14 protein-coding genes, 1 tRNA gene and 1 pseudogene are annotated in these 14,485 nt (G+C 71.2%); 14 read left to right on the forward strand and 2 right to left on the reverse strand.

Annotated features, from left to right (window positions below; translation table 11 throughout):
• Nucleotides 1-8: 8 nt before the first annotated feature.
• The 5 genes from B1205_RS17190 to B1205_RS29180 all read left to right on the forward strand — a co-directional run bounded on the left by B1205_RS17190 (nucleotide 9) and on the right by B1205_RS29180 (nucleotide 4,168).
• On the forward strand, nucleotides 9-962 hold the full coding sequence (locus B1205_RS17190; RefSeq protein ID WP_089156540.1) for a 4-(cytidine 5'-diphospho)-2-C-methyl-D-erythritol kinase: 954 nt from the start codon (nucleotides 9-11) through the stop codon (nucleotides 960-962).
• A 65-nt stretch (nucleotides 963-1,027) separates the two neighbouring features.
• Entirely contained in the window at nucleotides 1,028-2,827 is a 1,800-nt protein-coding gene (locus B1205_RS17195; protein WP_089156541.1) for an ABC-F family ATP-binding cassette domain-containing protein, read from the forward strand.
• A gap of 97 nt (nucleotides 2,828-2,924) precedes the next feature.
• A complete protein-coding gene (locus B1205_RS17200; RefSeq protein WP_089156542.1) occupies nucleotides 2,925-3,380 on the forward strand; it encodes a DUF4383 domain-containing protein in 456 nt (151 codons plus the stop codon).
• Nucleotides 3,381-3,495: 115 nt separating this feature from the next.
• Nucleotides 3,496-3,969, forward strand: a complete 474-nt coding sequence (locus tag B1205_RS17205; RefSeq protein ID WP_089156543.1) for a DUF4383 domain-containing protein — start codon at nucleotides 3,496-3,498, stop codon at nucleotides 3,967-3,969.
• A gap of 49 nt (nucleotides 3,970-4,018) precedes the next feature.
• Nucleotides 4,019-4,168 carry a hypothetical protein gene (locus B1205_RS29180; protein ID WP_176308662.1) on the forward strand — a complete coding sequence of 50 codons (150 nt, stop codon included), beginning with the start codon at nucleotides 4,019-4,021 and terminating at the stop codon, nucleotides 4,166-4,168.
• Nucleotides 4,169-4,193: 25 nt separating this feature from the next.
• On the opposite strand, the gene B1205_RS17210 is transcribed toward B1205_RS29180, so the two are convergent.
• On the reverse strand, nucleotides 4,194-4,859 hold the full coding sequence (locus B1205_RS17210) for a TetR/AcrR family transcriptional regulator (RefSeq protein WP_089157063.1): 666 nt from the start codon (nucleotides 4,857-4,859) through the stop codon (nucleotides 4,194-4,196).
• Between the two features lie 174 nt (nucleotides 4,860-5,033).
• On the opposite strand from B1205_RS17210, the gene B1205_RS17215 reads away from it, so the two are divergent.
• The 9 genes and pseudogenes from B1205_RS17215 to B1205_RS17255 all read left to right on the forward strand — a co-directional run bounded on the left by B1205_RS17215 (nucleotide 5,034) and on the right by B1205_RS17255 (nucleotide 13,220).
• The gene (locus B1205_RS17215; RefSeq protein ID WP_217809844.1) at nucleotides 5,034-5,672 is read left to right on the forward strand and encodes a resolvase; all 639 of its coding nucleotides are present in this window, start codon (nucleotides 5,034-5,036) and stop codon (nucleotides 5,670-5,672) included.
• Between the two features lie 46 nt (nucleotides 5,673-5,718).
• Nucleotides 5,719-5,789 (forward strand) — tRNA-Gln (locus B1205_RS17220).
• 73 nt (nucleotides 5,790-5,862) lie between these two features.
• On the forward strand, nucleotides 5,863-7,326 hold the full coding sequence (glmU, locus tag B1205_RS17225; protein WP_089156545.1) for a bifunctional UDP-N-acetylglucosamine diphosphorylase/glucosamine-1-phosphate N-acetyltransferase GlmU: 1,464 nt from the start codon (nucleotides 5,863-5,865) through the stop codon (nucleotides 7,324-7,326).
• Nucleotides 7,327-7,442: 116 nt separating this feature from the next.
• Nucleotides 7,443-8,423: a ribose-phosphate diphosphokinase gene (locus B1205_RS17230; RefSeq protein ID WP_089156546.1), complete on the forward strand. Its 981-nt coding sequence runs from the start codon at nucleotides 7,443-7,445 to the stop codon at nucleotides 8,421-8,423.
• Nucleotides 8,424-8,684: 261 nt separating this feature from the next.
• On the forward strand, nucleotides 8,685-9,380 hold the full coding sequence (locus B1205_RS17235) for a 50S ribosomal protein L25/general stress protein Ctc (protein WP_089156547.1): 696 nt from the start codon (nucleotides 8,685-8,687) through the stop codon (nucleotides 9,378-9,380).
• Nucleotides 9,381-9,480: 100 nt separating this feature from the next.
• Nucleotides 9,481-10,098, forward strand: coding sequence for an aminoacyl-tRNA hydrolase (pth, locus tag B1205_RS17240; protein WP_089156548.1), 618 nt, complete (start codon nucleotides 9,481-9,483; stop codon nucleotides 10,096-10,098).
• A 51-nt stretch (nucleotides 10,099-10,149) separates the two neighbouring features.
• Nucleotides 10,150-10,980 (forward strand): inositol monophosphatase family protein, encoded by an 831-nt coding sequence (locus B1205_RS17245; protein ID WP_089156549.1) that lies wholly within the window; start codon nucleotides 10,150-10,152, stop codon nucleotides 10,978-10,980.
• Nucleotides 10,981-11,059: 79 nt separating this feature from the next.
• Nucleotides 11,060-11,971, forward strand: coding sequence for a sulfate adenylyltransferase subunit CysD (cysD, locus tag B1205_RS17250; RefSeq protein ID WP_089156550.1), 912 nt, complete (start codon nucleotides 11,060-11,062; stop codon nucleotides 11,969-11,971).
• Nucleotides 11,972-12,021: 50 nt separating this feature from the next.
• Nucleotides 12,022-13,220, forward strand: a pseudogene (locus B1205_RS17255) (sulfate adenylyltransferase subunit 1).
• A 39-nt stretch (nucleotides 13,221-13,259) separates the two neighbouring features.
• Here B1205_RS17255 and galK read toward each other — a convergent pair.
• Nucleotides 13,260-14,420 carry a galactokinase gene (gene galK, locus B1205_RS17260; protein ID WP_089156551.1) on the reverse strand — a complete coding sequence of 387 codons (1,161 nt, stop codon included), beginning with the start codon at nucleotides 14,418-14,420 and terminating at the stop codon, nucleotides 13,260-13,262.
• Between the last annotated feature and the right edge of the window lie 65 nt (nucleotides 14,421-14,485).

The following is a 14,485-nucleotide window of genomic DNA, read 5'->3' on the forward strand; positions in this document are numbered from 1 at the left end:
CTCTCCCGGTGACCGAGGCCTGGCGACCGGAGGACGAGGACGGGCAGCGGCGCGGGTCCAGCGGCCCGGTCAAGGTGCGGGTGCCCGCCAAGGTCAACCTGCACCTCGGGGTGGGGCCGCTGCGTCGCGACGGCTACCACGAACTGAACACCGTCTACCACGCGATCTCCATCCACGACGAGTTGACCGCCCGCCGCGGCGACACGCTCACCCTCACCATGGAGGGCGAGGGCACCGGCGAGCTGGCCCTGGACGACACGAACCTGGTGATGCGCGCCGCGCACGCCCTCGCCGGCTACGCCGGTGTCGCCCCGCACGCCCGGCTGCACCTGCGCAAGCAGATCCCGCTCGCCGGCGGGCTGGCCGGCGGCAGCGCCGACGCGGCCGCCGCGCTGGTCGCCTGCGACGCGCTCTGGGGCACCGGCCTGTCCCGCGACGAACTGGCCGGCATCGCCGCCGACCTCGGCTCGGACGTGCCGTTCCTGATCCACGGCGGCACCGCGCTGGGCACCGGCCGGGGCGAGGCGGTCAGCCCGGTGCTGGCCCGGCCCACGTCCTGGCACTGGGTGGTGGCCATCGCCGACGGCGGCCTGTCCACCCCGGCCGCCTACCGCGAGCTGGACCGGCTGCGCGACACCGGGGCCGCCGGGGCGCCGCTGGGCAGCACCGACGCGCTGCTCGCCGCGCTGCGCCAGCGGGACCCGCGGGTGCTCGCCGCCACGCTCGGCAACGACCTCCAGGACGCCGCGCTGACCATGCGCCCGGCGCTGGCCGACACGCTCAAGGCCGGCGAGGCCGCCGGCGCGCTCGCCGGCATCGTCTCCGGCTCCGGTCCCACCTGCGTGTTCCTCGCCGTCGACGAGGCCGATGCCCGGCGGATCGCCGCCGAGTTGACCGTCGCCGGGGTGTGTCGGGAGGCTCGGGTCGCCCGCGGCCCGGTGCACGGCGCCCGCATCGTCTGAGGCCCCGTACCCTTGACTCAGGCGTCCCGGGCCCCGGGACGCCTGAGTCGTGAAGGGGTGGGTCAGTGGCCAACATCGTCAACCTGGACCGGGTGTCCAAGGGGTACGGCGCCGCCGGGCCGCTGCTCACCGACGTCTCGCTCGGCCTGGACGACGCCGACCGGATCGGTGTCGTCGGCCTCAACGGCGCCGGCAAGTCGACCCTGCTGCGGCTGCTCACCCGCACCGAGGGGGCCGACGACGGCCGCGTCACGCACCGGCGCGACCTGCGTGTCGCCTGGCTGCCCCAGCGCCTCGACCTGGCTCCCGACCTGACCGTGCGGGACGTCGTGCTCGGCACCGCGTGGCTCGGCGAGAGCATGGGCGCCGAGCACGAGTGGGCCGGCGACGCGGGCGTGCGAGCCATCCTCGACGGCCTCGGCATGCCCCACCTCGGCCTCGACGCCCCGATCGGCACCATGTCCGGCGGGGAACGCCGCCGGGTCGCGCTCGCCGCGCTGCTGGTCCGCGACGCCGACCTGCTCGTCCTCGACGAGCCCACCAACCACCTCGACGTCGGCGGCGTCGACTGGCTGGCCCGGCACCTGGTCACCCGCAAGGGCGCGCTCGTCGTGGTCACCCACGACCGCTGGTTCCTCGACGCCGTCTGCACCACTACCTGGGAGGTCGCCGACCAGACCGTCCGGGCGTACGAGGGCGGCTTCGCCGCGTGGACGCTGGCCCGCGTGGAACGGCAACGGGTCGCCGCCGCCACCGAGGCCCGCCGGCAGAACCTGCTCCGCAAGGAGATCGCCTGGCTGCGCCGTGGCGCCCCGGCGCGCACCTCGAAGCCCAAGTTCCGCATCGACGCGGCCAACGCGCTCATCGCCGACGTCCCGGAACCACGCGACACCATGTCGCTGCAACGGCTCGCCACCGCCCGGCTCGGCAAGCAGGTGTACGACCTGGAGCACGTCACCCTGCACGCCGGCCCGAAGGAGATCCTGCACGACACCACCTGGCAGGTGGGGCCCGGCGACCGGGTCGCCGTGCTGGGCCGCAACGGCGCCGGCAAGACCACCCTGCTGCGGATGCTCGCCGGGGTGACCCGCCCCGACGGCGGGCGCTTCGCCGCCGGGCAGACCGTCCGGCCGGCGTTCCTCTCCCAGGAACTCGCCGAACTCCCCGGCCACCTGCGGGTGCTGGAGGCCGTCGAGGAGGTGGCCCGCCGGGTGCAGTTCGGCGACCGGGAGATCAGCGCCTCCCAGCTCGCCGAGATCTTCGGCTTCGACGACCGGCGGCTCTGGACCCCGGTGAGCGACCTCTCCGGTGGCGAGCGCCGCCGCCTGCAGATGCTGCGGCTGCTCGCCGGCGAGCCGAACGTGCTGCTGCTCGACGAGCCCACCAACGACCTGGACACCGACACCCTCGCCGCGCTGGAGGACCTGCTCGACTCCTGGCCCGGCACCATCGTGGTGGCCAGCCACGACCGCTACCTGATCGAGCGGGTCACCGACGTGGCGTACGGAATGTTCGGCGACGGGCGGCTCGTGCACCTGCCCGGCGGCGTCGACGAATACCTCGCGCGCGCCGCCGCGACCGGTGGCCCGGCGCCCGCCGACCTCACCCCGGGCACCGCCGCGCCGGCCCGCGACGGCATGTCCGCCGCCGAGGTACGCACCGCGAAGAAGGAACTCAACCGGCTGGAACGGCAGATCGCCAAGCTGGAGCAGAAGGAGGCGGGCCTGCACGAGCAGCTCGCCGCCAACGCCACCGACTACGGCCGGGTCGCCGAGTTGGACGCCCAGTTGAAGGAGGTGCGGGCCGAGCGGGACCGCACCGAGGAGACCTGGCTGGCCCTGGCCGAGGAGCTGCCCGCAGGCTGAGCTCCCACCCGGGTGGGGGGTGTGCGGCGTCACTGACCGGCGTACGGGACAATCAGCGGTGGAACCCTCGTCCGTTCGGTCTTTTGGAGACGCAGAGATGGCCCACACCCCCGTCAACCACCCCGCGCGGCCGATCTACCGGGCGATCGGCGGGCTCGTTGGTCTGTACTTCGTCGTCTTCGGCGCTCTCGGCATCATCGCCAGCGCCGGCAACGACTTCTTCGCCCAGGACGACACGAAGGTGCTCGGGCAGGGCACCAACATGGGCTTCTCGCTGCTGTCGGTCCTGCTCGGCGTGGTGATCCTGGTCGGCACCGTGATCGGCCGCAACCTCGACGTGGCGATCAACCAGTGGCTGGCCTACACCCTGATGGTCATCGGCCTGGCCGCGCTGGCGTTCCTCCAGACCGACGCCAACATCCTCAACTTCTCGATCATGACCGACATCGTGGTCCTGACCCTGTCGCTGGTGCTCCTGATGGTCGGCATGTACGGCAAGGTCGGCACCGACGACGAGCACGAGGCCTGGCAGAAGGCCCGCCTGGTGCTCTGACCCCCGCTCGATCCGAAGGCCCGGCGTCCGCGCCGGGCCTTCGGGGTTTCCGGGTACGGAGCGCGTCGCCCCGGGTGACAATTGCCCCGAATCGGTCGGACGACTGGAGGGCATCATGGCGCACTTCCCGGTGAACCATCCCGCGCGACCGCTCTACCGGCTGCTGTCCGGGCTCATCGGTCTCTACATCCTGGTCTTCGGCGTCTACGGGGTGTTCCAGACCTGGGGCGACGGTCTATTCGGCCGCGCCGGCAACTGGGCCCTCGGGCTGCGCACCAACCTGGCGTTCTCGCTGGTCTCGGTGGTCTTCGGCGCGATCCTGATCGTCGGCGCGTCCCGCCGGAACAACCTCGGGCACTACATGAACCTCACCGCCGGCGCGGTCTTCCTGGTCACCGGCATCCTGATGATGGCCGTGCTCCAGACCCCGGCGAACTTCCTGAACTTCTCCATGTCGACCGTGATCGTGTCGCTGCTGTTCGGGCTGATCCTGCTCGCCACCGGCCTCTACGACAAGGTCGGGCCGCCCGAGCACGCCGAGGAGGAACGTCAGCGCCGCTACCACCCGGTGGCCGAGGGACCCCGGTGACCACCAGGCCGGTGACCGGCCGGGTTGGCACGCCCGCAGGACCCCGCTCGTGGCCCCCGTCGCCCGGCTCGTCGTCGCGGGAAAGATCGAACGGTTCGACTGCTACAACGCGGCGAATGTGCTGCTCGCCCAGATCGATGCCGGACCGGACTTCAACGCGGCGATCGAGGCCGCCAGGCCAGCCTGCCGCACGGTGTGACCGCCGCGCGGGTTGAGGACCAGGCTCAACCCATGATCGGCCCCGGCTTCGACTCCAGGTGCGACAGGCCGTTCCAGGCCAGGTTCACCAGATGGGCCGCCACCGTCTCCTTGCGTGGCTTGCGGACCTCCAGCCACCAGCGGCCGGTCAACGCCACCATGCCCACCAGCGCCTGTGAGTAGAGCTCCGCCAGCTTCGGGTCGTACCCCCGGCTGGAGAACTCCGCGCCGAGGATGTGCTCCACCTGGTGCGCGACGTCGTTCATCACGCTGCTGAAGTTGCCCGTCGCCGACATCAACGGCGACTCGCGGACCAGCACCCGGAACCCGCTGGTTTCCTCCTCGATGTAGGTGAGCAACGTCAGCGCGGCCTGCTCCAGCAGCTCCCTCGGATGGCCCGCGGTCAACGCCGTGGTGATCCGGTCCAGCAGGGAGCGGACCTCCCGGTCCACCACCACCGCGTAGAGCCCCTCCTTGCCGCCGAAGTGCTCGTAGACCACCGGCTTGGAGACCTTGGCCCGGGACGCGATCTCCTCGATCGAGGTGGCGTCGAACCCACGCTCGGCGAAGATCTGCCGAGCGATCGAGATCAACTGCTCGCGTCGCTGCGTCGCGGACATCCGGACCCGGGACGGCTTGGCCGCCGGGACGGCCCGTCGGCGAGCGCGGTCGCTGCCGGGAACGTCGGTCATCCGCCCCATCCTGCCAGGCGCGGCGCGCGCCGGCCGCCCGGTCACCCGCTTGTCGTACGTGTGTTCTAAATTCCGGGTGTGACTCCTGGTGATGACTCGACCACGTCCTCCTATCGGGGCTGGAAGCCTGAGCTGCACGCCCGGGCGCTCGCGCTGCGGCGATCCGGTTGCCCGGTGGGGGAGATCGCCGAGCGACTCAAGGTGTCCAAGTCGACGGCCTATCTCTGGACCCGGCACCTGCCGCTCGACGCGGAGTTGGTGCGGGTGCGACGTCACGCCGCCCGGCGGGCGCGTTCCGACGCCCAGTGGGGCGCTCGCCGGGCGGCTCGCGACGCCGCCCGAGCGGGGGAGGCGGCGGCGTCCGCCGCGTGGGTGGGACGCTTGGGGCGTCGTGAGCTGTTGTTGGTCGGAGCGGCGATCTACTGGTGCGAGGGTGGCAAGGCCAAGCCATGGCGTCCGCGCGACTGTCGGATCAAGTTCGTCAACAGTGATCCGATGCTGGTCGGACTCTTTCTGCGCTTCCTGGACGCGGTCGAGGTGCCGGCCGGGGATCGCAGGTTCCGGGTCGGCATCCACGAGACAGCGGACGCCCTCGCCGCGGTCCGGTGGTGGGCGGGGCAGGTGGGTGTGCCGGCCGAATGTTTCCAGCGCACCACGATCAAGAAGCATCGCCCCGCGACCACGCGCAAGAACGTCGGTGCCGGCTATCGCGGGTGCCTGACCATCTATGTGGTCGGCGGGAGTCAGCTCTACTGGCGGATCGAGGGGATCATGAAAGGAATGAGCGATGAAGATCCACCTTGCGACCGGTAAGGTGTAAGCAGCCATCGGGCATAGGGTTTTTGCCCGATTTCGACCATCCCGGGTCGTCTAATGGCAGGACGTCAGGTTTTGGTCCTGATTATAGGGGTTCGAATCCTCTCCCGGGAGCTTCTGCTCTATGCCCTCCGTCGCGTGGTTAGCATGACCGCGAGACTGTCGCCGTCCCGACGGGAGCCACGTCGTGTCCCAGCCCCACCTCCGCACCGTTGTCGTGCTCGCCGCCGGTGAGGGCAAGCGGATGAAGTCGTCCCTGCCCAAGGTGCTGCACCCACTGCTCGGTCGTACCCTGCTCGGTCACGTCCTGGCCGCGGCCGAGCCGCTCGGCGCGGACCGCACCGTGGTGGTGGTCGGCCACGGCGCCGACCAGGTGCGGGCGCACCTGGCCGAGGTCGCCCCGGCGGTCACGCCGGTCCTTCAGGAGCGCCAGCTCGGCACCGGGCACGCGGTCCGCATCGCGTTGGACGCGGTGCCGGACGCGACCGGCACGGTCGTGGTGATCAACGGCGACGTGCCGCTGTTGCGGCCGGAGACGGTCGCGGCCCTGGTCGAGGCGCACGAGAGCGACGGCGCGGCGGCGACCGTGCTGGCCGCCGAGGTGCCGGACCCGACCGGCCTGGGCCGGATCGTGCGGGACGGGCAGGGTCGGCTGGCGCAGATCGTGGAGGAGCGCGACGCCACGCCCGAGCAGCGTGCGCTGCGCGAGATCAACGCGGGCATCTACGCGTTCGACGTGGCCCGCCTGCGGGAGGCGCTGGGCAAGCTCTCCACCGACAACGACCAGGGCGAGGAATACCTCACCGACGTCTTCGCGCTGCTCCGCGACGCGGGCGAGCCGGTGGCGGTGCACCGCGCCGCCGACCACATGGAGACGCTGGGCTGCAACGACCGGGTCGAGCTGGCCGGGCTGCGCGGGCTGCTGCGCGACCGGGTCAACGAGGGCTGGATGCGGGCCGGGGTGAGCATCCTCGACCCGCACACCACCTGGATCGACGTGACGGTGACCGTGGAGCGGGACGCGGTGGTCGACCAGAACACGCAGCTTCGGGGAGCCACGGTGGTCGGCGCGGGCGCGCTCGTCGGCCCGGACGTCACGTTGATCGACACCGTGGTGGGTGAGGGCGCGAGCGTGGTGCGCAGCCACGCGGTGGGCGCCGAGGTGGGCCCGCAGGCCAGCGTCGGCCCGTACGCGTATCTGCGGCCCGAGTCGCGGCTGGCCCGTAAGGCGAAGGTCGGCACGTTCGTGGAGACCAAGAAGGCGACGATCGGCGAGGGCTCGAAGGTGCCCCACCTGTCGTATGTGGGGGACGCGACGATCGGCGAGCACAGCAACATCGGCGCCGCGTCGGTCTTCGTCAACTACGACGGGGTACGCAAGCACCACACCACGATCGGCAGTCACGCGCGTACCGGTGCGGACAACATGTTCGTGGCGCCGGTGCGGGTGGGCGACGGCGCGTACACCGCGGCCGGTTCGGTGATCATCGCCGACGTGCCGGCGGGCGCCATGGCGGTGGCGCGCGGTCAGCAGCGCAACGTGGAGGGCTGGGTGCTGCGCAAGCGGGCCGGTACGCCGGCCGCGGAGGCGGCCCGGCAGGCCCGTGAGGGTGCGTCGGAGCCGGACGGGGCCGCAAGCGAAGGTGACTGAATCCACGGGGACCGCCGGGCCGTGGGTGGACCGGTGAACCCGGGGGATACTGCAACCGAACACTCCCCGGCTCCACCGCCGCCGGGCACCACCGACACACGGGAGCAGACGGGCCCATGGGCAGCATCGTCGCCGAGAACCGCAAAAGCCTGATGCTCTTCTCCGGGAGGGGTTTTCCGGAGCTGGCCAAGGAGATCGGCGAGGTGCTCGGCGTCGCGCCGACGCCGGCCGACGCGTACGAGTTCGCCAACGGCGAGATCTTCGTACGGTTCAAGGACTCGGTGCGTGGTTCGGACGCCTTCGTGGTGCAGTCCGTGACGCACGGGGTGAACACCTGGGTCATGGAGACCCTGATCATGGTCGACGCGTTGAAGCGCGGTTCGGCCAAGCGGATCACCGTGGTCCTGCCGTTCTACCCCTACTCCCGGCAGGACAAGAAGCACCGGGGTCGGGAGCCGATCTCGGCGCGGCTGGTGGCGGACCTGCTGAAGACCGCGGGCGCGAACCGGATCCTCACGGTCGACCTGCACACCGCGCAGATCCAGGGCTTCTTCGACGGCCCGGTGGACCACCTGTTCGCGATGGACATCCTGGCCGAGTACGTGGAGCACAAGTTCGCGGGCCGTCCGATGACGGTGGTGGCGCCGGACTCGGGCCGGGTGCGGGTGGCCGAGCGTTGGACGGACCGGTTGGGTGGCTGCCCGCTGGCGTTCATCCACAAGACCCGGGACCCGTTGAAGCCGAACCAGGTGGTGGCGAACCGTGTGGTCGGTGAGGTCGAGGGCCGGGTGTGCCTGATCGTGGACGACATGATCGACACCGGTGGCACGATCAGCAAGGCGGCCGACATCCTGAAGGAGTCGGGGGCGGCGGAGATCGTGGTCGCCTCGACCCACGCGCTGCTGTCGGACCCGGCGACCGAGCGGCTGAAGAACAGCCCGATCAGCGAGGTCGTGGTGACGAACACGCTGCCGCTGCCGCCGGAGAAGCAGCTCGACAAGCTGACCGTGCTGTCGATCGCCCCGCTGCTGGCCCGGGCGATCCGGGAGGTCTTCGACGACGGTTCGGTGACCACCCTCTTCGGTGGCCTGAGCTGACCGCGGCGGCCCGGTCGTCGGAGTCGTCCGGCGGCCGGGACGCTGATGTGGGGACCGGCGGCGACCCCGGAAACCGTTCGGGTAGACTGTTGCGGTTGCCACGGCGAGGGTGCCCGGCGGGCCGCTGAAAAGCACCGCACGGAGGCGCCGTCATCGACGCGGTGCTCCGGGCGGTCGTTCATGACCTTGAGCCCCAGCGAGCCCCTCGCCCCAGCACCGCCAGACGACAAGCCGCCGCAGCGAAGCATCAGGAGTTTCCCCGTGTCCGAGGTAAAGATCAGCGCCGAGCCCCGTACCGAGTTCGGCAAGGGTGGTGCCCGTCGTACCCGCCGGGCCGGCAAGGTGCCCGCCGTGCTGTACGGCCACGGCGAGAAGCCCAAGCACATCGCGCTCCCGGCGCGTGAGTTCGCCGCCGCGATCCGCAAGGGCGGCGCGAACCAGCTCTTCGCGATCGAGGTCAGCGACGGCACCCAGGTGCTGGCGCTGCCGAAGGCGATCCAGCGTGACCCGATCCGGGACAGCTTCGAGCACGTGGACCTGCTGCTGGTCCGCCGGGGCGAGAAGGTCACCGTCGAGGTCCCGGTCCAGCTGACCGGTGAGGCCGCGAAGGACACCCTGATCGTGCACGACCACGACACCCTGTCGGTGACCGCCGACGCGACCAAGGTGCCGGACCACCTGGAGGCGTCGATCGAGGGCGCCGAGGCGGGCACCCAGGTCACCGCCGCCGACGTCGAGCTGCCGGCCGGCGTCGAGCTGGCCACGGACGCGGAGCAGACGGTCGCCTCGGTGACCGCCGCCCCGACCGCCGAGCAGCTCGAGGCCACCCTCCCCGAGGTCGAGGAGGCCACCGAGGAGGCCGAGGCCGAGACCGGCGAGGAGACCGCCGAGGCGCCGGAGGGTGCTCCGGCCGCCGAGGGCGAGCAGGCTCCGGCCGAGGCGAAGACCGAGGCCTGACCGGTCCGCAGGCTGTGCGACAGGCGTCCCCGGTGTTCCGGGGGCGCCTGTCGGCGTATCGGGGCGGGTCGTCGGGGATGCGAGCGGGAAGGGACGTCGGGTGACGGACGAGGCGGGACCGTGGCTGGTGGTCGGCCTGGGCAACCCCGGTCGGGAGTACGCGAACAACCGGCACAACGTGGGCTTCATGGTGGCCGACCTGCTGGCCGCCCGGGTGGGTGCGCGTTTCGGCCGGCATCGACGGGTGATGGGCGAGGCGGCCGAGGGGCGCCTGGGGTTCGGCGGCCCGAAGCTGGTGCTGTTGAAACCGTTGACCTACATGAACCTCTCCGGTGGCCCGGTGGCCGGGTTGGCCCAGTTCCACAAGATCCCCCCGGACCGGGTGGTCGCGGTGCACGACGAGCTGGACATCGGCTACGGGCAGGTGCGGGTGAAGTGCGGCGGCGGCGAGGGCGGCCACAACGGTCTGCGGTCGATGTCGAAGTCGCTGGGCACGAAGGACTACGTGCGGGTGCGGTTCGGGATCGGCCGGCCGCCGGGCCGGCAGGACCCGGCTGACTACGTACTCTCGGATTTTTCCTCCGCCGAGCGCAGGGAGCTGGAGTTCCTGGTCGACCGCGCGGCGGACGTGGTGGAGTCGGTGGTCACCAAGGGTGTGGAGCCGACGCAAAACCTGTACCACGGGGGGCTGACCGACGGTCGGGGCGCCGGCCGGTAGTCTGCGCCTGCGCGACGTGGGCGCAGCCGGGCGAAGGGGAGCGGGAACACCATGGGGACTCCTCCGATGATCGACGGCGCGTTCGCCCGCTGGCTGGCGTCGCGGGCGGGGGCGGCGCTGATGGACCTGCGGGCGGAGCTGGGCTTCGCGGACGCCGGGGCGCTGACGTCGGCGGGGGACAAGGTCTCGCACGACCTGATCCGGACGGAGCTGGCGAAGTGGCGCCCGGCGGACGCGGTTCTGTCGGAGGAGGACGAGGGCTCCCGGCTGGCCTGGACGGCGGAGGTGACCGGCGACGCGATGCCCCGGCTGACCGCGGACCGGGTATGGATCATCGACCCGCTGGACGGCACCCGGGAGTACGCCGAGGAGGGGCGCGCCGACTGGGCGGTGCATGTGGCGCTCTGGTCACGTCACGCGCCCACCCCGCACGGTCTGGTGGCGGGTGCGGTGGGCCTGCCGGCGCAGCACCGGGTGCTGGGGACCGACCATCCGCCGGCCTATCCGCCGATGCCGGTGGGGTCGGCGACGGGGGCCGCGAACACCGTCCGGTTGGCGGTCAGTCGTAGCCGTCCGTCCGTTTTTCTGACCGATCTGGCGGCGGATGTCGGCGCTCATCTGGTGCCGATGGGCTCGGCGGGCGCGAAGATCGCCGCCGTGGTCACCGGCGACGTCGACGCGTACATTCACGCGGGCGGTCAGTACGAGTGGGACTCCGCCGCTCCGGTCGCTGTGGCGACGGCCACCGGACTGCACGCTTCCCGGATCGACGGTTCTGCGCTGAAATACAACGAGGCCGACCCGCGCCTACCGGATCTGCTGATCTGCCGCAAGGATCTCGCGGGTCGGTTGCTTGCAGCGTTGCAGCGGCGTTCCGGGTAGCCTGAGCGTTCTTCTTCACGAGTCCGACCGGAAAGGTCTGGAATCCGATGTGCGGATCCGAGCGAATCGAGTTCGTGTCATGACGTCCCCCGCCACGTACCAGGTGTCGCACCTCGACGCGCTCGAGGCGGAGAGCATTTTCGTGATGCGTGAGGTCGTCGCCGAGATGGAACGGCCGGTGCTGCTGTTCTCCGGTGGTAAGGACTCGATCGTGATGCTGCGGTTGGCGCAGAAGGCGTTCGCGCCGGCGAACATCCCGTTCCCGGTGATGCACGTGGACACGGGGCACAACTTCCCCGAGGTGCTCGACTACCGCGATCAGCGGGTGGCCGAGTTGGGTTTGCAGTTGATCGTGGCGAGTGTGCCGGAGGCGTTGAACCGGGGTCTGGTGCGGGAGTCGGCGGACGGGATGCGTAACCGGATCCAGACGCCGGTGTTGCTGGATGCGGTGGAGAAGCATCGTTTCGATGCGTTGTTCGGTGGGGCGCGGCGGGATGAGGAGAAGGCTCGGGCGAAGGAGCGGGTGTTCAGCTTCCGGGATGAGTTCGGGCAGTGGGATCCGAAGAACCAGCGTCCGGAGTTGTGGTCGTTGTACAACGGGCGGCATCATCCGGGTGAGTCGATCCGGGTGTTCCCGTTGTCGAACTGGACCGAGTTGGATGTGTGGCACTACGTCGCGCGGGAGGGGATCCCGTTGCCGTCGATCTACTACGCGCACGAGCGTGAGGTGGTCGAGCGTGACGGTATGTTCTACGCGGTGAACGAGTTCTTCCGGGCTCGTGCCGGTGAGCGGCCGTTCACGGCGCGGGTGCGGTACCGGACCGTGGGTGACGCCTCCTGCACGGCGGCGGTGCGGTCGGATGCGGACGCGGTGGAGAAGGTGATCGAGGAGGTGGCCGCGACGCGGATCACCGAGCGGGGCGCGACCCGGGGCGACGACCGGGTCAGTGAGGCCGCGATGGAGGACCGTAAGCGGGAGGGCTACTTCTGATGAGCGTCGAGACTGTTGCGCCGGGCGAGGTCGACGTGTCGGCCCGGCCGATGGATCTGTTGCGGTTCGCCACCGCCGGGAGTGTGGACGACGGCAAGTCGACGTTGATCGGTCGGCTGTTGTATGACACGAAGTCGTTGTTCAACGACCAGCTCGCCGCCGTGGAGGCGGTGAGTGCGGCGCGCGGTGATGAGTACACGAATCTGGCGTTGTTGACCGATGGTCTGCGGGCCGAGCGGGAGCAGGGCATCACCATCGATGTGGCGTACCGGTATTTCGCCACGCCGCGGCGCAAGTTCATCATCGCCGACACCCCGGGGCACATCCAGTACACCCGGAACATGGTCACCGGNAGCAGTCCCGGCGGCACGCGTTCCTGTGCTCGCTGCTGCGGGTGCCGCACCTGGTCCTGTGCGTCAACAAGATGGACCTGGTCGACTTCTCGCAGGAGGTCTTCGACCGGATCGCCGACGAGTTCACCGCGTTCGCCGCGAAGCTCGACGCACCCGACCTGACCGTGGTGCCGATCTCCGCGCTCAAGGGCGACAACATCGCCGTGCGTTCGGAGAACATGCCCTGGTACGAAGGGCCGTCGCTGCTGCACCACCTGGAACATGTGCACATCGCCTCGGACCGCAACCTGGTCGACGTGCGGTTCCCGGTGCAGTACGTGATCCGGCCGCAGTCGACCACCGTCACCGACTACCGGGGCTACGCCGGTCAGGTCGCGTCGGGCGTGCTCAAGCCCGGTGACGAGGTGATGGTCCTGCCGTCGGGGTTCACCAGCCGCATCGCGTCGGTGGAGACCGCCGACGGCCCGGTCGGCGAGGCGTTTCCCCCGATGTCGGTCACCGTCCGCCTCGACGACGAGATCGACATCTCCCGCGGCGACATGATCTGCCGGCCGAACAACGCCCCGATGGTCGCCCAGGACATCGAGGCCATGGTCTGCTGGATGGACGAAACCCGACCGTTGCAGGTCGGCGGCCGGTACGCCATCAAGCACACCACCCGCTCGGCGCGGGCGATCGTGCGCGGGCTGCACTACCGACTCGACATCAACACCCTGCACCGCGACGAGACGGCGAACGAACTCAAGCTCAACGAGATCGGCCGGGTCCGGCTACGGACCACCGTGCCGCTGCTCGCCGACGAGTACCGGCGCAACCGGACCACCGGCGGATTCGTGATCATCGACGAGGCCACCAACCGCACGGTCGGCGCCGGCATGATCGTCGAGGCCGGCTGAGCCTTCTGTTAGGCGGGGGCCCTTCTTAACACACGTGTGTTAAGAAGGGCCCCCNGCGCCGCCGGCGGGCAGGGCGGTCAGCGTGCCGGGAGCGGCGAAGCCGCGCTCGGCGTACGCGGCCGTGACCGCGGCGGCCACCGCGTCGGCGGCGTCCGCGTCGACCAGGGCGAGCACGCAGCCGCCGAAGCCGCCGCCGGTCATTCGCGCGCCGTACGCCCCGGCGGAGAGCGCCGCCTCGACCGCGGTGTCGACCTCCGGCACGGTGATCTCGAAGTCGTCGCGCATCGAGGCGTGCGACGCGGTCAGCAGCGGACCGATGTCGCGGATCCGGCCGGCGCGCAGCAACGCGACGGTGTCGAGCACCCGCTGGTTCTCGGTGACCACATGTCGGACCCGGCGGCGGGTCTCGTCGTCGTCGAGCCGGGCCAGCGCCGCGTCGAGGTCGGCGGTGGCGACGTCGCGCAGGGCGGTCACCCCGAGCGTCGCGGCGGCCCGCTCGCAGCTCGCCCGCCGGGCGGCGTACTCACCGTCGGCGTGCCGGTGCGGGGCGCGGGAGTCGACGACCAGCACGGCCAGCCCGGCGGCGTCCAGGTCGAACGGGATCTGCTCGACCTCCTCGGTGCGGCAGTCGAGGAAGAGGGCGTGGCCCGCCCGCCCCCGGATCACCACGGACTGGTCCATGATCCCGGTGGGCGCACCGACGTAGTCGTTCTCGGCACGCTGGGCGAGCCGGGGCCACCGCCCGGTGGGCAGGTCGAGCCCGCCGAGGTCGACCAGGGCGGCCAGCACCGCCGACTCGATGGCCGCCGAGGAGGAGAGCCCGGAACCGACCGGCACGTCGGAGGCGACCGCGAGCCGGGCGCCGGGGACGTCGAGGCCGGCGGCGCGCAGCGCCCACACCACGGCGGCCACGTAGGCGGCCCAGCCGTCGACCCGGCCGGGCTCGTCGGCCTGCTCCGCCCCGAACTCCACCGGCTCGTCGTCCAGCTCCGACCAGACCGTCCAGCGTCCGTCCGGGCCGGGCGCCGCGGCGACCACGGTACGCAGCGGGAGCGCGAAGGGCAGCACGAAGCCGTCGTTGTAGTCGGTGTGCTCGCCGATCAGGTTGACCCGCCCGGGAGCCGCCCAGCGGCCAGCGGGCTCCTCGGCGTACCGCTGCCGGAAGCCGGCGGTGGCGCGGTCGGCGACGTCGCGGCTCATGCTGTGCCGCCTTTTGTTCGCGGCTGCGGGGCTCGCAACCCCGGCTCGCTCCTCGCGCTCACGTT

It is taken from the genome of Micromonospora sp. NBS 11-29, assembly GCF_002140155.1.
Classification (GTDB): domain Bacteria; phylum Actinomycetota; class Actinomycetes; order Mycobacteriales; family Micromonosporaceae; genus Micromonospora.

Coding starts and splice junctions, on each gene's coding strand:
- B1205_RS17200 (WP_089156542.1), top strand. CDS start 2,925: ATGGCCCACACCCCCGTCAACCACCCCGCGCGGCCGATCTACCGGGCG.
- B1205_RS17205 (WP_089156543.1), top strand. CDS start 3,496: ATGGCGCACTTCCCGGTGAACCATCCCGCGCGACCGCTCTACCGGCTG.
- cysD (WP_089156550.1), top strand. CDS start 11,060: ATGACGTCCCCCGCCACGTACCAGGTGTCGCACCTCGACGCGCTCGAG.
- B1205_RS17230 (WP_089156546.1), top strand. CDS start 7,443: ATGGGCAGCATCGTCGCCGAGAACCGCAAAAGCCTGATGCTCTTCTCC.
- B1205_RS17245 (WP_089156549.1), top strand. CDS start 10,150: ATGGGGACTCCTCCGATGATCGACGGCGCGTTCGCCCGCTGGCTGGCG.
- B1205_RS17210 (WP_089157063.1), bottom strand. CDS start 4,859: ATGACCGACGTTCCCGGCAGCGACCGCGCTCGCCGACGGGCCGTCCCG.